Here is a 21,198-nt window from a genome sequence, read left to right as displayed (position 1 = left end):
TTTTGGGAAATTTCCAAAAATCGGGCTCTGACCCCGGTGTTAAGACAGTTATAAGTTGCTAGACTGAAAATATCCTTTTCGACCTCAACCAGGAAGCCCATGTCCTCGTCCCGCAATCTCCTGCTCGCCATCGCCGCCGTCAGCATCGCCCTGATCGGCGCGGCCCTGTATCTCCAGCACGTGAAGGGCCTGCTGCCCTGCCCGCTGTGCGTGATCCAGCGCTACCTGTACCTCGGCATCGCGATCTTCAGCCTGATCGGCGCCTTCGCCAACAAGATCAAGGCCGGCGCCGGGCTCGCGCTGCTGTGCGCGCTGGGCGGCCTCGGCTATGTCGGCAAGCATTTGTACGTGCTGGCGCACCCGGGCTTTTCGTGCGGCATCGATCCGATGCAGACGACGCTCAACAAGATCCCGACCGCGACCCTGTTGCCCGGCCTGTTCCGCGCCGACGGCCTGTGCGAAGCGGCGCAGGAAACCGTGTTCGGCCTGAACGTGCCGCAGTGGTCGGCCGTCTGGTTCACGATCCTCACGCTGGCCCTCGTCTGGGTGCTGGTGCGGCGCGCGCGCTGATGACCATCCAGCCCGGCGCCACCATCGCGGCCGTGCAGGCAAGCCTGCCGCTCGACCCGCTGGAAAACCGCATCCTCCTGTGCGAGGCGACGGGTCTCACCCGCGTCCAGTTGATCACGCAGGGCGACCGCGCCCTCACGCCGGACGAAGCGTCGCGCCTGGACGATCTCGTGGCGCGCCGGCTGCGCGGCGAACCGATCGCCTACATCGTCGGCCGGCGCGAATTCTTCGGCCTGGATTTCCAGGTCGGCCCCGCCGTGCTGATTCCCCGCCCGGACACGGAACTGATCGTCGAACTGTCACTCGAGCGCCTGCCGGACAACGCACCGCGCCTGCTCGACATGGGGACCGGAAGCGGCGCCATCGCCGTCGCCGTCGCGCACACGCGGCCGGACGCCGACGTCACCGCGCTGGACGTCAGCCCGGACGCGCTGGCCGTCGCCCAGGCGAATGCGGCCGCCAACGGCGCGCGTGTGCGCTTCTTGGAGAGCAGCTGGTTCGACGCGCTCGCCGCCGGGGAAACCTTCGACGTCATCGCCTCCAACCCGCCCTATATCGCGGCCGGCGACGAGCATCTCGTCCAGGGCGATTTGCGCTTCGAACCGGTCGGCGCGCTGACGGACCATGCGGACGGCCTGTCCGCGCTGCGCATCATCATCCAGGGCAGCGCGCGCCACCTCGCGCCGGGCGGCTGGCTGCTGCTCGAGCATGGCTACGACCAGGCGGCGGCCGTGCGCGCGCTGCTGGCGGACGCCGGCTTCACCGACGTGCAAAGCTGGCGGGACCTGGCCGGGATCGAGCGCGTGAGCGGCGGCCGGTTCGGCTGATCGTCTCCCCGGCGCGCTCCGGACGCCCCGTTTGTTACAATTTCGGGTCCACCACCCGGAAGCCAACACGATGCGTCGACTGTTCGCGACTCTCATCCTGCTCGGCCCGCTCGTTGCATTCGCGGCGGACAGCGCCGACCCGGCGCAAGCCCTGTTCGAGCGCGACTGGCAATGGCGCCTCAAGCACCGGCCCGAATTCGCCACGAGCGTCGGCGACCACCGCTACGACGCGCTGCTGGCCGACACCTCGCTCGCGGAGCAGACGGCCATCGTCGAGCACGCGCGGCGCATGCTCGACCTCGCGCGCCAGATCGACCGCGCGCAGCTGGCCGGCCAGGACCGTCTCTCCTGGGACCTGTTCACGGGCGACCAGGAACGCATCCTCGCGCGCGCCGCGTTCGTCGCGTTCGACCCGCAGCCGGTCAGCGCGCAGGACGGCCTGCAGATCCGCTTCCCGCAACTGGTCGCGCAGATGCCCTTCTTCACGGAAGACGACTACCGCAACTACATCGCGCGGTTGAACGCCCTGCCGCGCCACGTCGACGGCATCATCGAGCAGATGCGCGAGGGGATGCGCACCGGCTGGACGGCGCCGAAGTCCATCATGGCCGGCCTGCCCGCGCAGTTGCGGACGATGCGCGAGCACGTGCAGGATGGCGCCCTCGGCGCGCCGTTCCAGCGCCTGCCCGCGACCATCGCCGAGGACACGCGCGTGCAACTCGCGGCGGACGGCGCGGCCGCCCTGCGCACGGCGGCAGGCGCGCTGCAAAAGCTGGAAGACTTCGTGCGCACCGACTACCTGCCGGCCGCGCGCACGACCATCGGCGCATCCGGCCTGCCCGGCGGCGCGGCGTGGTACGCGTATCTCGTCAAGGCTGCGACGACCACCACGCTGGCCCCGGCCGAGATCCACGCGCTGGGTATCAAGGAGGTGGCGCGCCTGCGCGCCGAGATGGAAGCGACGGCAGCGCGCACGGGTTTCAAAGGGAGTTATCCGCAATTCGTCGCGTTCGTGCGCAGCGATCCGCGCCTGTTCCCGACGAACGCGGACGCGCTGCTGGACCGCTACCGCCGCACCATCGCGCGCGTCCAGGCCCAGTTGCCCACGCAGTTCGGCACGATCCCGCAGGAAGAACTGGCCGTCAAACCCGTGCAGCAGGCGGGCGCCGATACTCAGGGCGGCGCCTATTACGAAGCGGGCACGCCGGAGCGGGTCGCGGCCCTCGCCGTCAACACGAGCCGCCTGGACACGCGGCCGCTGTGGGAAGTCGAGACGCTCGCCCTGCACGAGGGCATCCCCGGCCACCATCTGCAGGTCGCGCGCGCCCACGCCATCGACGGCCTGCCGGCATTCCGCCGCCACGCCTGGTATCCGGCGTTCGGCGAAGGCTGGGCGCTGTATGCGGAGAGCCTGGGGCCGATGCTCGGCCTGATGCGCGATCCGTTCTCGCAATTCGGCCGCCTGGCCGACGAGCAGCTGCGCGCCGCGCGGCTCGTCGTCGACACGGGCATCCACGCGCTGGGCTGGCCACGCCAGCAGGCCGTCGACTGGCTGAACGCGAACACGGCCAATCCGCCGTCCGACAACGAGGTCGAAGTCGACCGCATGATCGCCCAGCCGGGCCAGGCGCTGGCGTATAAAATCGGCCAGCTGCGCATCGCCGCGCTGCGCGCGCGGGCGCAGGCGGCGCTGGGTCCGCGCTTCGACGTCCGTGCCTTCCACGACGCCGTGCTGGAAAACGGCGCCGTGCCGCTGGACGTGCTGGAAAAGCGCATCGACCGCTGGATCGCGGCGCAGAATGTTCCGGAACTTGACCTGGTTAATTAACTAAAAAGTCATATTGAGGGCTGACCGGCGCGGTTGGCCGATTTCGGTTACTCTCTGCGTCTCATGGCAGTATAAGAAAGGAAACCTCGTGTCGAACCAACTGACCCGCCGCCTGGCCCTGCTGGACGACGATGCCCACCGCGGCCTGCTCCTGCAAGGCCTGCGCGGCATCGAGCGCGAGACGCTGCGCGTCGATGGCCAGGGCCACCTGGCAAGGACTGCGCATCCGGTAAAACTCGGCTCGGCCCTGACCCATCCGCAGATCACGACGGATTACGCGGAAGCGCTGCTCGAATTCATCACGCCGGCCGAACACGACATCGGCCTGGCCCTGCACCGCCTGGACGCGATCCACCGCTACGCCTATTCCAAGCTGGACGGCGAGCTGCTGTGGAGCCAGTCGATGCCGTGCGAGCTGCCGGCCGAGAAAGACATCGAGATCGCCTGGTACGGCAAGTCGAACCTCGGCATGCTCAAGCACGTGTACCGCCGCGGCCTGGCCCTGCGCTACGGCAAGGCCATGCAATGCATCGCGGGCATCCACTACAACTATTCGCTGCCGGAAGAACTGTGGCAGCTGCTGGCGGAACACGAGGGCATCACGGAAGAACGCCGCAACGCGCTGCGCGACTTCCAGTCCGAAAGCTATATCGCGACCATCCGCAACTTCCGCCGCTACAGCTGGCTGCTGATGTATTTGTTCGGCGCATCGCCGACGCTGTCGACGGGCTTCCTGCGCGGCCGCGAGCACAATCTCGAGACGCTGTCGGACGACACGTTGTTCCTGCCGTACGCGACGAGCCTGCGCATGAGCGACCTGGGTTACCAGAACGACGCCCAGTCCGGCCTGCGCCCGCACGAGAACAGCCTGGAAAGCTATGTGACCTCGCTGATGGACGCCGTCAAGCGCCCGTATCCGCCGTACGCGGAGATCGGCACGAAGAAAGATGGCGAGTGGGTCCAGCTGTCGACCAACATCCTGCAGATCGAGAACGAATACTATTCGACGATCCGCCCGAAGCGCGTGATCCGCACGGGCGAGCGCCCGGTGCAGGCGCTGTGCGCCCGCGGCGTGCAATACATCGAGGTGCGCTGCCTGGACGTCGATCCGTTCGAACCGGTCGGCATCGCGCTGGAGACGGGCCGCTTCCTGGACGCCTTCCTGCTGTTCTGCGCCCTCGAGGAAAGCCCGCTGATCAATGCGATGGAAGGCCAGGTCCACGCGCGCAACTTCGCGCGCACCGTGAAGGAAGGCCGCCGCCCGGGCCTGACCCTCACGCGCAACGACCACGAAGTGCTGCTGAAGGATTGGGCGGAAGAGCTGCTGGAACGCATCCGCCCCGTCGCGGAACTGCTGGACCACGAGCACAATTACAAGGGCGCGCACATGGATGCGCTGAACGCGCAGAAGGCCAAGGTCGCGGATCCGGACAAGACCCCGTCCGCGCGCGTGCTGCAGGAAGTGCGCACGCTCGGCTCGTTCGCGCAGTTCGGCCTGCGCCAGAGCAAACTGCACGCCGAGGCCTTCCGCACCGAACCGCTGATGCCGGCCGAGACCGCGCTGTTCGACGAGATGGCGCGGGTGTCGCTGGCCGAGCAGGCGCAGGTCGAGGCGACGGATACCGGCTCCTTCGACGACTTCGTGGCGGCGTATAACAGTAGTACACTGTGCCGTAACAGCTAACACGCGAGCTTGGACATTTACGCATGCACGTCGTTCCCGCCTGCGCGGGAACGACGTCTCACGCTGAATCGGGGCTCTTCTTGCTCACCTTTTTCAACGAACACCACGCCCAGCACGCCCCCGCATCGGAACCGCCCCAGCGCATCGACGTCGTGGCGAACGAGTTCACGCGGCGTGGCCTGGGCCGCATCGTCACCCCGCACGGCGTGCCCCTGACGTCGCTGGAACGCATCCATACGCCCCGCTACCTGCACTTCCTGCGCAGCGCATGGAACGAGTGGCTGTCGCTCGACCCGCGCAACGCCGAGCGCGATCTCGTCCCCTCCGTGTGGCCCGGCCAGGGCATGCGCCGCGACGTCGAACCGGATACGTTCACGGGCCGCCTCGGCCTGTACGCGTTCGACAGTACGACGCCGCTGACGGCCGGCACGTGGACCGCCGCGAAGACGGGCGCCGACTGCGCGATCAATGCGGCGCACGCGCTGCGCCTGGGCGAGCGCGGCACGTTCGCGCTCACGCGTCCGCCCGGCCATCACGCCGGCGCCGACTACTGCGGCGGCTTCTGCTTCCTGAACAATGCCGCGCTGGCGGCCCAGCACCTGCTCGACGACGGCCTGCAGCGCGTGGCCATCCTCGACATCGACTACCACCACGGCAACGGCACGCAAGACATCTTTTATCGCCGCAAGGACGTGCTGGTCGCGTCGATCCACGCCGACCCGCGCACGGATTACCCGTACTATGCGGGCCACGCCGACGAGACGGGCGCCGGCGCGGGCCTCGGCTTCAACCTGAACGTGCCGCTGCCGCGCGGAACGGCGGCGGCGCAGTGGTTCCTCGCGCTGGAAACGGCCTGCGTGAAGATGGCGGGCTTTTCTCCGCAGGCGCTCGTCGTCTCGCTGGGCGTCGACGGTTTCAGCGGCGACCCGCGCTCGCACTTCGGCCTCGCCAGCGGCGATTTTCTGCGCATCGGCGAGCGCATCGGCTTTCTCGGCCTGCCGGCCGTCTTCGTGTTCGAAGGCGGCTCGGTCGTGCCCGAACTCGGCATCAACGTGGTCAACGTGCTCGAAGGTTTCGAGACGGCGGCCTGACAAGGAAACGACAATGATCGAATGGCAGTGGAGCGGTTTTGCCGACCTGACGGCGGCAGAACTGTACGAGATGCTGGCGCTGCGCCAGCAGGTGTTCGTGCTCGAGCAGGCGTGCCTGTACCCGGACATCGACGGCCTCGATCCGGGCGCGCATCACCTGCTCGGCTGGCGCACCGTCGACGGCAAGCGCGAACTGGCGGCCACCCTGCGCTGCCTGGCGCCGGGCGCGAAATACGAGGAGATGTCGCTGGGCCGCGTCGTCACCAGCCCGTCCACGCGCGGCACGGGCCTGGGCCGCGAACTGGTCGCGCAAGGCATCGCGTGCGCGCAACGGCTGCATCCCGGCCACGCGATCCGCATCGGCGCCCAGGCGCACCTGGAGGCGTTCTATGGGAGCTTCAGCTTCGTCACGGTGTCCGCGCCGTACGACGAGGACGGCATCATGCACATCGACATGGTGCGCACCGCTACTTAAGAAGGCCGGCCTTGGTCGGATCCGGCATGCGGATCGCGACGAGGCAGGCCAGCGCGCACATGACGCTCACGTACCAGTAGAAATACGGCTCGTGGCCGGCCTGCTTGAACCACAGCGCCACGTATTCCGCCGAGCCGCCGAAGATCGCGTTGGCGACCGCATACGACAGGCCCACGCCCAGCGCGCGCACTTCGACCGGGAACATCTCGGCCTTGATCAGGCCACCAATCGACGTGTACAGGCTGATGATCGCCAGCGCGCACACGATCAGCGCGCCGGCAGTCAGCGGGCTCGATACGTTACGCAATGCCATCATGATCGGCGTCGTGAACACGGCGGCCAGCGCACCGAACGCGATCATCGACGTGCGCCGGCCGATGCGGTCGGACAGCGCGCCGAACGCCGGCTGCAGCAGCATGTAGACCAGCAGGCAGACGGTCATGATGCGGCTCGCCGTCTCCGTGCTCATGCCGGCCGTGTTGACGAGGTATTTCTGCATGTACGTCGTGAACGCGTAGAAGATCAGCGAGCCGCCGGCCGTGAAGCCCAGCACCGTGACGAACGCGCGCCGGTGGTGCTTCAGCAGCGACGCGACGCTGCCCGCGGCCTCGCTCTTGCGCTCGCTGGCGGTGGTCGTCTCGTGCAGCGAACGGCGCAGGTACAGCGACACGAGGGCGGCGCAGGCGCCGACGACGAACGGGATGCGCCAGCCCCAGGCCTTCAGTTCGTCATGCGTGAGCAGCAATTGCAGGATGCCCAGCACGAGCAGCGCCGCGAGCTGGCCACCGATCAGGGTCACGTACTGGAACGACGCGAAGAACCCCTTGCGCCCCGGCTCGGCCACCTCGCTCATGTAGGTGGCGCTGGTGCCGTACTCTCCGCCAACGGACAGGCCCTGGAACAGGCGCGCCACCAGCAGCAGCATGGGCGCCGCCGTGCCGATGCTGGCATAGGTCGGCAGCGCGGCGATCATCAGCGAGCCGCCGCACATCATGAGCACGGAAATCATCATCGCGTTGCGTCGGCCGTAGCGGTCGGCGATGCGGCCGAACAGCCAGCCGCCGATCGGGCGCATCAGGAAGCCCGCCGCGAAGATGCCGGCCGTGTTCAGGAGCTGGGTCGTCGGATTGCCTTTCGGGAAGAAGGCAGACGAGAAATACAGGGCGCAGAACGAATAGATGTAGAAGTCGAACCACTCCACCAGGTTGCCGGACGACGCGCCGACGATGGCGAACACGCGCTGGCGCGATGTGAGATGTTCGATGGCATGCGGGTCTGCTGTATCCGTCGTGGTCATTGCTACCTCCGGGTTCGGACCCAGCATAGCAGTTCCTCAATTTTTACGGCGCCACAACAGTACGGGGATGCCTGCTAGCAGCAAAAACGCCGCCGCCGGCTCCGGCACGGGCGTGAGCAGGACCGGCGCGCAATACCCGAAGTCGTTGCAGCTGTTGGCCACGATCTGGCCGGCGTCGTTGATGCCGACGGCGTCCATCAGCACCTGGATGCCGAGGCCGTCCGTCACGTTGTTCAGGTCGACCAGGCTGCCGTCCGCATACACGAACGCGTGCGAGAAACCGTCCCCGACGAAGCTGGAATAACCGACCACCATGCCGGCCGCGTTGATGGCGTGGGCTTCGCCGAAGTCGCCGCCGAAGGAACCGAGGTCGTGCATCACGCCGCCGCTGTACAGGAACGGATGCCAGACGGCCGCGGCGCCGATGAGGCTGTAACCCGCCACCTGGCCGGCATCGTTCACCGCCTCGGCCCAGCTGAAGCCGCCGCCCAGCGTGCCGAGGTCCTGCATGGTGCCGTCGTGGTACAGGAATGCGTGAGCGCCGTCGTCCGGGAAGCCCGGGCCCGGCTGGGAACCCCCGACGATCATGCCCGCGCCGTTGATGCCCCGCGCCCGCGCATCCGTCCCGCCCAGCGTGCCGATGTCGGTCAGCGTGCCGCCGCTGTACAGGAACGCACGGCTGTTGCCGGACGCATCCGTGGAATCGCCCACGACCTGGCCCGCGGCGTTGATGCCGTACGCGATGCTCTCGCCGCCGTACAGCGTGCCGGTGCTCCGGATGTCGCCGTTGCGGTAGATGAAGCCGCGCGTAAAGTCGCCGGACAGCGAGGCGCCGACCACGGCGCCGCCGTTGGTGGCGGTCGCCCAGGCGGATGGGCCGCCCAGCGTCGGCAGGAACGTCGTCGTGCCGTCCAGCCACACGAAGGCGCGTTGCTGGTTGTCGAGATTGATGCCGCTGCCGACGACGCTGCCGTCGTTGCCGATGCCGTAGGCCGTGAAATTTTCGGGCAGGAAGGTCGCGGTGTACAGCGGGTCGGCCAGCACGGCCGGTGCCGCCACTGCCAGGGATACGCCGAGCATCAGCGCCGGCTTCACGCGGCGCCAGCGCGCGCGCCAGGCCAGCAGGGCGAGCCCGGCGGCCAGCATTGCCCAGGTGGCCGGCTCGGGCACGGCCGACACGAGGTCGAGGCGCACGTCCGCGCACGTGCCGAGGCGGCAGGCACGGCCCAGGATCCGGCCCGCGTCGTTGATGTCGGTGGCGTCGATGATCTCCCAGCCGTTCGCCCCCGTCACGAGCGTGTTCAGGTCGACCATGTGCCCGTCGAGATAGATGAAGGCGTGGTAGCCCCAGCCGACATCCGTGATGAGGTCCGACGCGCCGACGATGAGGCCCGCATTGTTCAGCGCCCGCGCATAGCCCCAGTTGCCGCCCAGCGAACCGAGGTCGACCATGTGACCGTCGCGGTACGCGAAGGGCCGCGTCAGCGCGCCGTTGTCCAGGACGACGTCCGTTTCCGACCAGCCCACCGCGAGTCCGGCGTCATTGACGTCGTAGGCTTCGCTGCGCAGGCCGCCCAGCGTGCCGAGGTCGAGCATCGTGCCGCCCTGGTAGAGATAGGCGTGGCGGTCCGGGTCGAATGTGCTGGAGGCAAGCGTGGCCGTGCCGGCCACCGTGCCGGACGCGTTGATGGCCGCGGCATAGCTCCAGTCGCCACCGAACGTGCCGATCAGGTGGATGCCCCCGCTGTCGACCAGGAAGCCGCGCTGTGCCTCGCCGATGTCGGGCTGGGCATTGCCCGCGACCATGCCGGCGTCGTTGATGCCTCTCGCGTTCGAATACGCGTATATGTCGGGCAGGCTCGCGGCCACCGGCACCACGCTGCCGCCCACATACGCGAACGCGCTGCCGTTATACGGGCTATTTTGTGCGCCGGCGATGTCGCCATGGTTATTGATCGCGAGACCGTAGCTGTCAGGCAGCACGCTGCCCAGGCTCGTGATGGTGCCGCCGGACAGGATGGCGGCCGCACCGCCGTACGTGCCGACGATCTGGCCTGCGTTGTTGAGCGCGGACGGCGCGAAACCGGCAGGCAGGAAATCGAATGTATAAAGCGGATCGGCCCACGCGTGCGCGCTGGCGAAGAACGGCAACAACAGGGCGAACAGGCAACGGCGTATCGACATGGCAGGCTCCGGATGACATTCAGGCGTGCCAACGATACGGCCCGATGCGCCGCGCGGAACTGAGCCAGATCAGGCGTGCGCGGAACGCGTTCAGAACGTGATGACGAAGCGCGCGCCCCGGCTCACCGGGCGCGCGTAACGTACCGTGCCGCCATTGCCATGTACCAATTGACGCACCATTGCGAGGCCGATGCCGCCGCCCTGCTTGCGTGTCGTGAAGAAGGGCGTGAAGATGTGCGCGGCCAGCGCGTCCGGCACGCCGGGACCGTCGTCGTCGACCTCGATGCGCAGGCGCGCGCCGCGCACCAGGCGGGCGGTAACGCGCGCGCGGCCGCCCGCGTCCGTCGCCTCGAACGCGTTCTTGAGCAGGTTGATCAGCGCCTGCTCGAGCTGGCCCGGGTCGGCCATCAGTTCCAGCGACGCCGGCTCCACCGAGAACACGACGTCGCCGCCGCGCTCCCGCCAGGCCGGCCCCACCAGCGCATCGAGCCGCGCGAACAGGGCGGCCAGCGGCACCCGCTCGGGCCGCGCGTCCGGCACGTTGGACAGGCTGCGGTAGCTGGCGACGAAACCTGCCAGGCTGTCGGCGCGGCGGCCGATGGCGTCGAGCGCCGTGCCGAGGTCCGCCGCCACGTCGGCCGGCAGCGCGGGCCGCGCTTCCTCGACCAGGTCGCGCGCCGTGCGCGACAGCGACGCCACCGGCGTCAGCGAATTCATGATCTCGTGCGTGAGCACGTGCACCAGCCGGCGCCAGGCGTTCAAGGCTTCGGCTTCCAGTTCGCTCTCGACCGGCATCAGCGCGGCGAGACGCTGCGGGCGGCCGTGCAGGGTCAGCATCGACACCGTCGCCAGCGCGCGTTCGGTGCCCCGCTCGGTCTCGAACTGCAGCAAGGTGCGGTCGCCGCGCTGGTCGGCGCCGGCGCGGTGCTGGGATTACCGTTCGCGTGGGTGGCGATCCAGCGCTGGCTGGGCGGGTTCACCGAGCGTGCGCCGATCGGCGGCTGGACGCTCGCCGCCGCGCTGCTGGTGGCGGGCGTGGTGGCGCTGGTGGCTACCCTGCGCCACGCGCTGGCGGCGGTGCGGATCCGCCCCGCCAGCGCGCTGCGCGAATGAATCAGCAGGCCGCGCTGCCGCAGACTTTGACCAGTTCGACTTCGAACACGAGGCCGGTGTTGCCCGGGATTGCGCCCGGCACGCCGCCCACGCCGTAACCCAGGCTGCTCGGGATCAGGATCGTGCGCTTGCCGCCGACCTTCATGCCCTGCACGCCCTGGCCGAAGCCGGGGATCACGGATTCGTTGGTGTTCACGGCGCCGATGACGAAAGTGAACGGCTTGCCCGGCAACGACGCGTCGAACTTGGTGCCCTTGAAGTCGGCCGCGGCGGCGCTGTACAGCCAGCCCGTGTAGTTGACCTGCACGCGCGCGCCGTTGACGGCTTCGGCACCGGTGCCGATCGCGATGTCGGTCTTGGTCAGCGCGGCGGGATTGTTGACGACGGGAGGGGTGGTGCTGCCCGAATCGCCACCGCCGCCGCATGCGGACAGGCTCAGGATGGCGGCGAAGGCGGCGGCCAGTGGGAAGGACAGTTTCATGGGACTCCTACAGGACAGGTTGGTTATCGGATGGAAACCCGAACCTTACCAACCTGCCCTGCAAGCGTCTGTGGGGGATTTGTATGCCTTTGTAATCCGCTCAGATTTCGACCTGGGTGCCGAGTTCGATGACGCGGTTGCTCGGAATCTGATAATAATCCGCGGCCGTGCGGGCGTTGCGCTGCATCGCCACGTACAGGTGCTCCCTCCACGGCATCATGCCCTGCCCCGGCACCGAGATCACGGTCTGGCGCGCGATGAAGAACGACGTCTCCATCATCTCGAACTCGAGGCCGCAGGCGGCGCACAGGCGCAGGATGTCCGGGATGTCCGCTTCGTCCTTGAAGCCGTAGGTCACGTTCAGCTGGTAGCAGTTGTGGCCCAGCGGGACGACCTCGACCTGCTCGCTCTCGGGCACGTACGGCTCTTCGCGGATGCGCACCGTGAGGAACACGACGCGCTCGTGCAGCACCTTGTTGTGCAGGAGGTTGTGCAGCAGCGCGTGCGGCACGCCGTCGGTTTCGCCGCGCAGGAAGATGGCGGTGCCGGACACGCGGTCGGGCGGCGCGACGAACAGCGACTGCAGGAAGTCGTCGAGCGGGATCGCGTGCTTTTCCAGGTTCTCGAACACGAGTTCGCGGCCGCGCTTCCACGTCAGCATCGTCGTCAGCAGGATCGCGCCGAGCAGCAGCGGGAACCAGCCGCCGTGCAGCAGTTTCAACGTGCTGGCCGAGAACAGCATGATGTCCATCGCCATGAAGAAGCCGGTGGCGCCGAAGCACAGCCACAGCGGCAGGTGCCAGCGGTAGCGGATCACGAAGAACGTCAGGATCGTCGTCGCGAACATGGTCGCCGTCACCGCGATGCCGTAGGCGCCGGCCAGCTTGTCCGACGAACCGAAGCCGACGACCGCCAGCAGCACGACGATCAGCTGCAGCCAGTTCACGGCCGGGATGTAGATCTGGCCGATCTCGCTTTCCGACGTGTGCATCACGCGCATGCGCGGCAGCAGGCCCAGTGCGATGGCCTGGCGCGTCATCGAGAACGTGCCGGAGATCGTGGCCTGCGACGCGATCACGGTCGCCATCGTCGACAGCAGCACCAGCGGCAGCACGCTCCAGCTGCCCAGCTGGTGGAAGAACGGGTTCTCGAGCGCTTCCGGATGCGTGATCAACAGGCCGCCCTGGCCCAGGTAGTTCACGGCGAGCGCGGGGAACACGACCATGAACCAGGCGAAGCGGATCGGCTTCTTGCCGAAGTGGCCCATGTCCGCGTACAGCGCCTCGGCGCCGGTGAATGCCAGCACGACGGCGCCCAGCGCGACGAACGCGATCATCTTCTCGCGCAGCATGAACTCGAACGCGTGCAGCGGGTTCAGCGCATGCAGGATCACGGGCGCCTGCACGATGTTGATGACGCCCATGACGGCCAGCGCGGCGAACCACACGACCATGACTGGGCCGAACCAGCGGCCGATGCCGGCCGTGCCGTGGCGCTGCACGCTGTACAGCCCCACCAGCACGACGATCGTCAGCGGCACGACGTATTTTTCCAGGCCGGGCGTGGCCACTTCGAGACCTTCGATCGCGCCCAGCACGGAGATCGCCGGCGTGATCACGCTGTCGCCGTAGAACATGGTGGCGCCGAACACGCCCAGCACCATCAGCACGTAATGCCAGCGCGACGTGCGCGTGACGGAATTCAGCGCGAGCGCCATCAGGGCCATGATGCCGCCCTCGCCGCGGTTGTCCGCACGCAGCACCAGCGTGACGTATTTGAGGGAGACGATCATCGTCAGGCCCCAGAAGATCAGGGACACGATGCCCAGCAGGTTCGGCGTGGTCAGGACCAGGCCGTGGACGGGATCGAAGATGGTCTTGAGCGTGTACAGCGGGCTGGTACCGATGTCGCCGTAGACGATACCGACCGCCGCCAGCGTCAGCCCTGCCAGGCTGCTTTTCTTATGTTCTGCCGTCAAGGTTTCACCGTTTTGTTGTTCTGGTGCGTTGCACAATAGAATAATTGACAAGGAAAAACAAGAGCGCGACCTTTTGCTCGGCCGCTATTTTCTCAAAGTCTGCATCAATGGAAGCAGGCCGAGCGCACGCCTCGGTTGCCGCAAACGGCGGGCCCGCCAGCAAGGCTGCGTCCGTTCAAGGATAATGTCAGACCGCTCACCCGTATCACGCCTCCCCATGAACACCGGCATCCTGTCCGCCGCCCTCGCCTTCCTGTGCTGGGGCCTGTTTCCGTTGTATTTCCACGCCATCGACGAAGTGCCGCCGCTGCAGATCCTCGCGCACCGCATGCTGTGGTCGCTGCTCTTCCTCGTGATCGTGCTCGCCGTGCGCCGCCAGTGGGCCTGGCTGAACCTCGTGCGCCAGCCGCGCGTGTTCGGCAGCTTCGTCGCGTCGGCCCTGCTGCTCAGCGTCAACTGGCTCATCTACATCTGGGCCGTGAACAACAGCCACGTCATCGAGGCCAGCCTCGGCTATTTCATCAATCCGCTCGTCAACATCATGTTCGGCTCGATGCTGCTGAACGAACGCCTGCGGCGCACACAATGGATGGCGATCGGCGTGGCGGCGCTGGGTGTCGCCTGGCTGACGTGGCAGGCCGGCACCGTGCCCTGGGTCGCGCTGACGCTGGCCGTGTCGTTCGGCGGCTATGGCCTGCTGCGCAAGACGGCCGCGCTCGGCGCGCTGGAGGGCCTGTCGTTCGAGACGATGGTGCTGTTCCCGCTCGCGGCCGCCTACGTCGTCTGGCTCAGCGTGCACGGCCAGAACACCTTCATCAACACGGACTCGAACACGACGCGCCTGCTGCTCGTCGCGGCCGGGCCGATCACGGCGATCCCGCTGCTGCTGTTCGCGGCGGGCGCGAGAAAAATCCCGCTGTCGATCGTCGGCCTGCTGCAATACATGTCGCCCACCCTGCAATTCCTGCTGGGCGTATGGCTGTTCCACGAAGCATTCACGGCAGACCGCCTCGTCGGCTTCGTGCTGATCTGGCTCGCGCTGGCCCTGTTCGCCGCCGAAGGCTTGCTGAATCGCCCGCAGCCGGTGGCCAAAGAGGCTTGATCAACATCAAACCGGGGTCAGAGCCCGAATTTTGGCAATTTCCCAAAATCGGGCTCTGACCCCGGTTTTTTGCAGTATCCTGTCGTCCTTATTTTACGCATAGAAGCACATTACTAATGGCCAATTACGTCTACACCATGAACCGCGTGGGCAAGATCGTCCCACCGAAACGCCAGATCCTGAAGGACATTTCGCTGTCGTTCTTCCCGGGCGCGAAGATCGGCGTGCTGGGCCTGAACGGCTCGGGCAAATCGACCCTGCTGAAGATCATGGCCGGCATCGACACCGACATCCAGGGCGAAGCGCGCCCGATGCCGGGCCTGAACATCGGCTACCTGCCGCAGGAACCGCAGCTCGATCCGGAAAAAACCGTGCGCCAGGAAGTGGAGAGCGGCCTGGGTGAAGCCTTCGAGGCGCAGGCCAAGCTGGAAGCCGTGTACGCGGCCTACGCCGAGGAAGACGCCGATTTCGACGCGCTGGCCAAGGAGCAGGAGCGCCTGGAATCGATCATCGCCGCGTCCGACGGCGGCAACCTGAACCTGCAACTGGAAATGGCCGCCGACGCGCTGCGCCTGCCGCCGTGGGATGCGAAGATCGGCGTGCTGTCCGGCGGCGAGAAGCGCCGCGTGGCGCTGTGCAAGCTGCTGCTGTCCAAGCCCGACATGCTGCTGCTCGACGAACCGACCAACCACCTGGACGCCGAATCCGTCGAGTGGCTGGAGCAGTTCCTGCTGCGTTTCCCGGGCACCGTCGTCGGCATCACCCACGACCGCTACTTCCTCGACAACGCCGCCGAATGGATCCTGGAACTGGACCGCGGCCACGGCATCCCCTGGAAGGGCAATTACTCGTCCTGGCTGGAGCAGAAGGAAGCCCGCCTGAAGCAGGAAGAAGCAACGGAATCCGCGCGCCAGAAGGCGCTGGCAAAAGAACTGGAATGGGCGCGCCAGAATCCGAAGGCACGCCAGGCCAAGTCGAAGGCGCGTCTCGCCCGCTTCAACGAACTGTCCGAATACGAATACCAGAAGCGCAACGAGACGCAGGAGATCTTCATCCCCGTCGCGGAACGCCTGGGCAACGAAGTCATCGAGTTCAAGAACGTCTCGAAAGCGTTCGGCGACCGCCTGCTGATCGACAACCTGTCGTTTACCGTGCCGCCGGGCGCGATCGTCGGCATCATCGGCCCGAACGGCGCCGGTAAGTCGACGCTGTTCCGCATGATCGCGGGCATCGAGCAGCCGGACAGCGGCGAAGTCGTCATCGGCAAGACCGCGAAGGTCTCGCTCGTCGACCAGTCGCGCGACAGCCTCGCCGCGAACAAGACCGTGTTCGAAGACGTCTCCGGCGGCGCCGACATGCTGTCCGTCGGCCGCTTCGAGATGCCGTCGCGCGCGTATCTCGGCCGCTTCAACTTCAAGGGCGCGGACCAGCAGAAACTGGTCGGCAACCTGTCGGGCGGTGAACGCGGCCGCCTGCACCTGGCCAAGACGCTGCTCAAGGGCGGCAACGTGCTGCTGCTGGACGAACCGTCGAACGACCTGGACGTCGAAACCCTGCGCGCGCTGGAAGACGCGCTGCTGGAATTCGCAGGCAGCGTGATGGTCATCTCGCACGACCGCTGGTTCCTCGACCGCATCGCCACCCACATCCTCGCGTTCGAAGGCGAGTCGCAGGTCACCTTCTTCAACGGTAACTACCAGGAGTACGAAGCCGACAAGAAGAAGCGCCTCGGCGAAGAAGGCGCCAAGCCGAAGCGGATCCGCTACAAGCCGCTCACCAGCTAAGCTGCGTCACTCCTCCAGATAGCGCTGGGCATCCAGCGCCGCCATGCACCCGCTGGCGGCGCTGGTGATCGCCTGCCGGTAGATGTGGTCCTGCACGTCGCCGGCCGCGAACACGCCGGGCACGCTCGTGGCGGTCGCCAGGCCGTTGCGTCCCGCGCGCGTCACGATGTACCCGTTCTCCATCTCCAGCTGACCCGCGAAGAGGCCCGTATTCGGCTGGTGGCCGATGGCCACGAACACGCCATGCACGGGCAGCACGCGGATGCCGCCGCGCTCACCGCGCAGGCGCAGCGTGTGCACGCCGGCCGCGTCGCCCAGCACCTCGTCCAGCGTGTGGTTCCACAGGACGTCCACCTTGCCCTCTTCCACGCGCGCCAGCAGGCGCTCGACAAGAATCGCTTCCGCGCGCAGGTGGTCGCGGCGGTGTACCACCGTCACCCTGGACGCGATGTTCGACAAATACAGCGCCTCCTCCACGGCCGTGTTGCCGCCGCCGATCACGGCAACTTCCTTCCCACGATAAAAGAAGCCGTCGCACGTGGCGCAGGCCGAGACGCCGCGGCCCATGAAGGCCTGCTCCGACGGCAGGCCCAGGTAGCGCGCGGATGCGCCCGTCGCGATGATCAGCGCATCGCACGTGTAGTCGCCCTGGTCGCCGGACAGGCGCAGCGGCCGCTCGTGCAAGTGCGCCGTGTGGATGTGGTCGAAGACGATCTGCGTCTCGAAGCGCCGTGCGTGCAATTCGAAGCGGCGCATCAGGTCGGGGCCCTGCACGCCGTCCGGGTCGGCGGGCCAGTTTTCGACGTCGGTCGTCGTCATCAGTTGTCCGCCCTGCGCGACGCCGGTGACGAGCAGCGGGTTCAGGTTGGCGCGCGCCGCGTACACGGCGGCGGAATAGCCTGCCGGGCCGGAACCCAGGATCAGGACCTTGGCATGTTTTTTCATGATGTCAGGACGCGAAGTGGCGGGACAGGTGCTCGGCGAACCGTTCGGGCGGCATGAACCCGATGACGCGACCCTCCGGCACTTCCTTGCCCTGCTTGAACAGGATGATGCCGGGTGGCCCGAACAGGCCGAATTTCTTCATCAGCGCGCGGTCTTCGTCGTTGTTGGCGGTGACGTCGACCTGCAGCAGGCGCACCTGCTTCATCCGCGCTTCCACCTTCGGTTCGGAGAACGTAAAACGCTCCATCTCCTTGCACGACACGCACCAGTCGGCATAAAAATCCAGCATCACGGGCGTGGGGGACGACGCGAGCACCTGATCCAGTTCGGCCAGCGTGCGGATGCGCTCGAACTTCTGTTCCTTGCCCTCCGCCGCGGCGGCGACCTGCGCGCCGCGCAAATGCGCCAGCGGCTGCAGCACGTCCTGGCCGGCGCTGGCGGCGCCCACCAGTTCGAACAGGCCGCCCGTCAGCAGCACGAGGCCCAGCGTCTTGCCGGCATAGCGGCCCAGTCCCGCACCGGCGGCGATGGGTTCGAACACGCGCAGGAACACGGCGCACAGCACGGCGAACGCACCCCACAGCAGCATCGCGACGGTGACCGGGAACACCGGCGTCACCATCCAGATCGCGACCGCGAGCAGCAGCAGGCCGAACACGCGCTTGACGTGGTTCATCCATGCGCCGGCGCGCGGCAGCAGGCTGCCCGCCGAGACGCCCGTCAGCAGCAGCGGCACGCTCATCCCGGCCGCCATCGAGAACAGCGCCCAGCCGCCCGTCCACACGTTTTTCGTCTGGCTGATGTACAGCAGCGCACCCGCCAGCGGACCGGCCACGCACGGCCCCACGATCAATGCGGACAAGGCGCCCATCACGAACACGCCGGCGAAGCGCCCGCCGCTCATGCTGCCGCTCGTCGTGCTCAAGCGGCTTTGCAGGCTGCTGGGAAGCTGCAGCTGGTAGACGTCGAACATCGACAGCGCCAGCAGCACGAGCAGCGCGCCGAACGTCAGCAGCACCCACGGCTTCTGCAGCGCGCCGGCGAGGCCCTCGCCGGCCAGGCCCGCCGCGACGCCGAGCGCCGTGTAGACGAGCGCCATGCCCAGGCTGTAGGCCAGCGCGAGGATAAAACCTTTACTGCGCGAGACGTTGCCCTCGCCGACGATGATCGACGACAGGATCGGCACCATCGGCAGCACGCACGGCGTGAACGACAGCAGCAGGCCGAACGCGAGGAACGCGAGGCCGATGCGCCAGGCGCTGCCCGATTGCAGCGTGCGCTGGGCCAGCGAGCTGTCGTCTTCGTGCGCGGGCGGCGGAGCGCTCACGGCGTCGGCTGCGGCAGGCTTCAATGCACCCGGCGCCGCCGGGTCCACCGCGAACGCGACTTCGGCGGGGGGATAGCACAGGCCCGCATCCGCGCAGCCCTGGTAGCCCACGCGCAGCACGAACGGTGACTTCGCGTCGGCTTTCACCGGCAGGTCGGCCGCGAGCTGCCCCGCATACGTCTCCATCTCCTTGTTGAAATTGCTGTCGAACTTGCGCACGCCGTCCGGCAACGCGGGCTGGCCGACCTGCGGCGCCGTGAACACGAGCCGGTCTCGATACAGGTGGTAGCCGGGCGCGATGGCCCAGGTGACATGAACGATGCCGCCCGCGCGCAGTTCCGCGCTCGGCTTGAACGCCTGTTCGGGCGACAGGAAGTCGTCGGCGGCAAGCGCCGACCGGCCCAGCGTACTGGCCAGCAGGACCAGCGCGGCCATCCATCGAAAAATCTGCTTCATGATGCGTAATCTCCTGAAATGCTGTGGTGATGCGCTTGTCCCGTGCCGTCGATGGCGAAGTACGCGAGCCCGCTGGCGGCGAGGAAGGACAGGCCGCCGTCCTCTTTCAGCATGGCGATGGTCGACACGCTGCCGCCCAGGACGGCCAGCGGCGCCAGCACGCTCACCGAGCGCCAATGCGACACGGGCATCCCGGTGCGCGGGTTCAATACGTGGCAATAGCGCTTGCCGTCGACGTCGAAAAACCGTTCGTAGTCGCCGCTCGTCGTCAGCGCACCCTGGCTCACGGCGATACTGGCGACGGTGCCATCGGCCTTGCGCGGATCCTGGATGCCGATGCTCCACAGGCGCCCATCGGGTTGCGGGCCGATGAAGCGCATGTCGCCGCCGAGGTTCACGTAGCCGTGCCGCACGCCCCGTTCCTGCAGCAGCGCGCAGGCGCGGTCGGCCGCGTATTCCTTGCCGAAGCCGCCGAAGTCGATCTCCATGCCGGTGCGCGGCAGGAAGACGGCGCCATCCGCGCGCTGCACGGCCGGCCAGTCCACCAGCGCCAGCAGCGGCGCCAGTTCGCGGGCGTGCGGCACGCGCGCCTGACGAAAATCCCAGGCGCGGCGCAGCACGCCGGACGTGATGTCGAACAGGCCGCCGCTCGCGCGGTGCAGGTGATCGGCGTAGTCGAGCAGCTGCGCCGTCTCTGCATCACATTCCATGCTGTAGCGACCCGCCGCGGCGTTGATGCGGCTGACGATGCTGTCGGCGCGGTAGCGCGAATACGTGCGCTCGATGCGCCGCACTTCGGCGATGGCCGCGAGGGCCAGTTCTTCCGCCGCATGCCCATCCGGGGCGGCCAGCCTCACTTCACAACGGCTGGCCATCGCATCGAACGGAAAGCGGACCACCGCGTCTACCATCGCCGCGTCAATCCGACCTGGAAAATGCGGGCGTGCAGCGGCGCGAGGCCCGGACTGCCGTCGTGGAACAAACGCCAGTTGCCACGCTGCTCGTAGCCTTCGACCTTGACGTCGACCGTCCACAGCTTGCCGATCTCGCGCTGGACCTTCAGCCCCGCCGTGACGGCGCCGAAGCCGGACAGGCGCTGGTCCGGCGACGACAGGCGGTTCGGCTCCGCACTCGCGAAGCCGGGCGGGAACGGCGGGCCGAGGGTGCCGTCGTACACGGGGTCGTAATAAAAGTAGGCGGCGCTTTGCGTGTACAAACGCAGTTCCGGCACGATGCTCCAGCCGCCGCCGAGCGGCTGCACGTATTCTCCGGACAGCGTGTGCGCCCGGATGCGGAACGAGTCGCTGTAGTAGCGGTAGGACAGGCGCGACGTGCCACCCGTGCTGTCCACGAAGTGGTTCCAGCGCAGCAGCACGGTGTTCTGGCGGCGCGAACGGGGCCGGTTATCAAACAGTTTATATGGATCGTTGAAATAGCCGTCGCCGTTCGTGCGCGTGAGCGTCAGCTGGCCGATGTCGTTCGGCGTCAGCACGCGCGTCACGCCCGCGAGGATGCTGAGCATGCGCTTGTGTTCATCGACGACGACGTGGTTCACCGGATCGATGCGGTCGCGACTGCCCGCGATGCCGAACGCCCACGTCGTGTTGTTGTCCTCGCTGGACACGGTGCCGTTCAGCGACAGCGCGCGCGACACGTAATCGTGCTCCGTCGAATACGCGGCGCCGGCCGTCAGCGTACCGCGCCGGAAGTAGCGCGTGACAGCGATATCTCCGGCCTTGCGCTCGTCCTGCATGTGCGACGCGCCGGAAACGGCCGTGTGGTAGCGCGGCGAGGCGCCGGAGACGTCGTCGGCCGTCAGCGTGCCTTCGATGGACCAGTCGCTCGCAACGGGCGCAGTCACCGCGATCGACGGCGAGTGCGCACGGATGCGATCGAGGCCGCTCTGGCGGTCGGCGTAGTCGAGATAGCGCAGGCTGATGCTGCCGCCCTGCGGCGGCTCGTCGGCCAGCGCCTGCACGCCGGGCAGCAACAGCGCGGCCGCGAGCAGCGACGCCGCCAGGTCCTGGGGAGGTTGTCGGGATGTCGTCAATGGAGT

18 protein-coding genes are annotated in these 21,198 nt (G+C 67.4%); 9 read left to right on the top strand and 9 right to left on the bottom strand.

The window, feature by feature from the left end; genetic code table 11:
* The first annotated feature begins 99 nt into the window (after window positions 1–99).
* From ASD28_RS23110 to ASD28_RS23085, 6 genes are all read left to right on the top strand, one after another.
* A complete protein-coding gene (locus ASD28_RS23110; protein WP_056133985.1) occupies window positions 100–570 on the top strand; it encodes a disulfide bond formation protein B in 471 nt (156 codons plus the stop codon).
* The gene (gene prmC / locus ASD28_RS23105; RefSeq protein ID WP_056133981.1) at window positions 570–1,397 is read left to right on the top strand and encodes a peptide chain release factor N(5)-glutamine methyltransferase; all 828 of its coding nucleotides are present in this window, start codon (window positions 570–572) and stop codon (window positions 1,395–1,397) included. Before ASD28_RS23110 ends, prmC begins: the two co-directional genes overlap by 1 nt.
* A gap of 70 nt (window positions 1,398–1,467) precedes the next feature.
* Window positions 1,468–3,225: a DUF885 family protein gene (locus ASD28_RS23100; RefSeq protein ID WP_056133977.1), complete on the top strand. Its 1,758-nt coding sequence runs from the start codon at window positions 1,468–1,470 to the stop codon at window positions 3,223–3,225.
* Between the two features lie 88 nt (window positions 3,226–3,313).
* Complete coding sequence (gene gshA / locus ASD28_RS23095; RefSeq protein WP_056133975.1) at window positions 3,314–4,909, top strand: glutamate--cysteine ligase; 1,596 nt, start codon at window positions 3,314–3,316, stop codon at window positions 4,907–4,909.
* An 80-nt stretch (window positions 4,910–4,989) separates the two neighbouring features.
* Window positions 4,990–6,000: a histone deacetylase family protein gene (locus ASD28_RS23090; RefSeq protein WP_056133972.1), complete on the top strand. Its 1,011-nt coding sequence runs from the start codon at window positions 4,990–4,992 to the stop codon at window positions 5,998–6,000.
* 13 nt (window positions 6,001–6,013) lie between these two features.
* The gene (locus ASD28_RS23085) at window positions 6,014–6,475 is read left to right on the top strand and encodes a GNAT family N-acetyltransferase (RefSeq protein WP_056133969.1); all 462 of its coding nucleotides are present in this window, start codon (window positions 6,014–6,016) and stop codon (window positions 6,473–6,475) included.
* On the opposite strand, the gene ASD28_RS23080 is transcribed toward ASD28_RS23085, so the two are convergent.
* The 3 genes from ASD28_RS23080 to ASD28_RS23070 form a co-directional block, all read right to left on the bottom strand.
* Complete coding sequence (locus ASD28_RS23080) at window positions 6,468–7,772, bottom strand: MFS family transporter (RefSeq protein ID WP_056133966.1); 1,305 nt, start codon at window positions 7,770–7,772, stop codon at window positions 6,468–6,470. The two genes, ASD28_RS23085 and ASD28_RS23080, sit on opposite strands and share 8 nt — an antisense overlap.
* A 36-nt stretch (window positions 7,773–7,808) precedes the next feature.
* Window positions 7,809–9,956, bottom strand: coding sequence for a PEP-CTERM sorting domain-containing protein (locus tag ASD28_RS23075; protein ID WP_056133963.1), 2,148 nt, complete (start codon window positions 9,954–9,956; stop codon window positions 7,809–7,811).
* Window positions 9,957–10,046: 90 nt separating this feature from the next.
* Window positions 10,047–10,847 (bottom strand): PAS domain-containing sensor histidine kinase, encoded by an 801-nt coding sequence (locus ASD28_RS23070; RefSeq protein ID WP_229412415.1) that lies wholly within the window; start codon window positions 10,845–10,847, stop codon window positions 10,047–10,049.
* Window positions 10,848–10,880: 33 nt separating this feature from the next.
* On the opposite strand from ASD28_RS23070, the gene ASD28_RS32015 reads away from it, so the two are divergent.
* A complete protein-coding gene (locus tag ASD28_RS32015) occupies window positions 10,881–11,069 on the top strand; it encodes a hypothetical protein (protein WP_156650931.1) in 189 nt (62 codons plus the stop codon).
* A 1-nt stretch (window position 11,070) separates the two neighbouring features.
* On the opposite strand, the gene ASD28_RS23065 is transcribed toward ASD28_RS32015, so the two are convergent.
* Entirely contained in the window at window positions 11,071–11,550 is a 480-nt protein-coding gene (locus tag ASD28_RS23065; protein WP_056133960.1) for an FKBP-type peptidyl-prolyl cis-trans isomerase, read from the bottom strand.
* A gap of 100 nt (window positions 11,551–11,650) precedes the next feature.
* A complete protein-coding gene (locus tag ASD28_RS23060) occupies window positions 11,651–13,528 on the bottom strand; it encodes a potassium transporter Kup (protein WP_056133957.1) in 1,878 nt (625 codons plus the stop codon).
* A 217-nt stretch (window positions 13,529–13,745) separates the two neighbouring features.
* On the opposite strand from ASD28_RS23060, the gene rarD reads away from it, so the two are divergent.
* Both rarD and ettA read left to right on the top strand, forming a co-directional pair.
* Window positions 13,746–14,630, top strand: coding sequence for an EamA family transporter RarD (rarD, locus tag ASD28_RS23055; protein WP_056133954.1), 885 nt, complete (start codon window positions 13,746–13,748; stop codon window positions 14,628–14,630).
* A gap of 116 nt (window positions 14,631–14,746) precedes the next feature.
* The gene (gene ettA, locus ASD28_RS23050) at window positions 14,747–16,414 is read left to right on the top strand and encodes an energy-dependent translational throttle protein EttA (RefSeq protein WP_056133951.1); all 1,668 of its coding nucleotides are present in this window, start codon (window positions 14,747–14,749) and stop codon (window positions 16,412–16,414) included.
* A 6-nt stretch (window positions 16,415–16,420) separates the two neighbouring features.
* On the opposite strand, the gene trxB is transcribed toward ettA, so the two are convergent.
* The 4 genes from trxB to ASD28_RS23030 are packed head-to-tail and all read right to left on the bottom strand — an operon-like array spanning window position 16,421 to window position 21,192.
* The gene (gene trxB / locus ASD28_RS23045) at window positions 16,421–17,359 is read right to left on the bottom strand and encodes a thioredoxin-disulfide reductase (protein WP_056133948.1); all 939 of its coding nucleotides are present in this window, start codon (window positions 17,357–17,359) and stop codon (window positions 16,421–16,423) included.
* Between the two features lie 4 nt (window positions 17,360–17,363).
* A complete protein-coding gene (gene dsbD, locus ASD28_RS23040) occupies window positions 17,364–19,142 on the bottom strand; it encodes a protein-disulfide reductase DsbD (protein WP_056133946.1) in 1,779 nt (592 codons plus the stop codon).
* Window positions 19,139–20,053 (bottom strand): FAD:protein FMN transferase, encoded by a 915-nt coding sequence (locus ASD28_RS23035; protein ID WP_056133944.1) that lies wholly within the window; start codon window positions 20,051–20,053, stop codon window positions 19,139–19,141. Before ASD28_RS23035 ends, dsbD begins: the two co-directional genes overlap by 4 nt.
* Window positions 20,047–21,192, bottom strand: coding sequence for a DUF3570 domain-containing protein (locus tag ASD28_RS23030; RefSeq protein WP_056133940.1), 1,146 nt, complete (start codon window positions 21,190–21,192; stop codon window positions 20,047–20,049). The genes ASD28_RS23035 and ASD28_RS23030 overlap by 7 nt, the downstream gene beginning before the upstream one ends.
* Window positions 21,193–21,198: the final 6 nt, after the last annotated feature.

Source organism: Massilia sp. Root133 (genome assembly GCF_001426525.1).
Taxonomy (GTDB): Bacteria; Pseudomonadota; Gammaproteobacteria; order Burkholderiales; family Burkholderiaceae_D; genus Telluria; species Telluria orientalis.
Note: the sequence above shows the minus strand (reverse complement) of the source record. Positions and strands in the feature narration are given on the sequence as shown.

Coding starts and splice junctions, on each gene's coding strand:
- ASD28_RS23110 (WP_056133985.1), top strand. CDS start 100: ATGTCCTCGTCCCGCAATCTCCTGCTCGCCATCGCCGCCGTCAGCATC.
- trxB (WP_056133948.1), bottom strand. CDS start 17,359: ATGAAAAAACATGCCAAGGTCCTGATCCTGGGTTCCGGCCCGGCAGGC.
- ASD28_RS23075 (WP_056133963.1), bottom strand. CDS start 9,956: ATGTCGATACGCCGTTGCCTGTTCGCCCTGTTGTTGCCGTTCTTCGCC.
- ettA (WP_056133951.1), top strand. CDS start 14,747: ATGGCCAATTACGTCTACACCATGAACCGCGTGGGCAAGATCGTCCCA.
- ASD28_RS23080 (WP_056133966.1), bottom strand. CDS start 7,772: ATGACCACGACGGATACAGCAGACCCGCATGCCATCGAACATCTCACA.
- ASD28_RS23065 (WP_056133960.1), bottom strand. CDS start 11,550: ATGAAACTGTCCTTCCCACTGGCCGCCGCCTTCGCCGCCATCCTGAGC.
- prmC (WP_056133981.1), top strand. CDS start 570: ATGACCATCCAGCCCGGCGCCACCATCGCGGCCGTGCAGGCAAGCCTG.
- ASD28_RS23035 (WP_056133944.1), bottom strand. CDS start 20,053: ATGGTAGACGCGGTGGTCCGCTTTCCGTTCGATGCGATGGCCAGCCGT.
- ASD28_RS23085 (WP_056133969.1), top strand. CDS start 6,014: ATGATCGAATGGCAGTGGAGCGGTTTTGCCGACCTGACGGCGGCAGAA.
- ASD28_RS23100 (WP_056133977.1), top strand. CDS start 1,468: ATGCGTCGACTGTTCGCGACTCTCATCCTGCTCGGCCCGCTCGTTGCA.
- dsbD (WP_056133946.1), bottom strand. CDS start 19,142: ATGAAGCAGATTTTTCGATGGATGGCCGCGCTGGTCCTGCTGGCCAGT.
- rarD (WP_056133954.1), top strand. CDS start 13,746: ATGAACACCGGCATCCTGTCCGCCGCCCTCGCCTTCCTGTGCTGGGGC.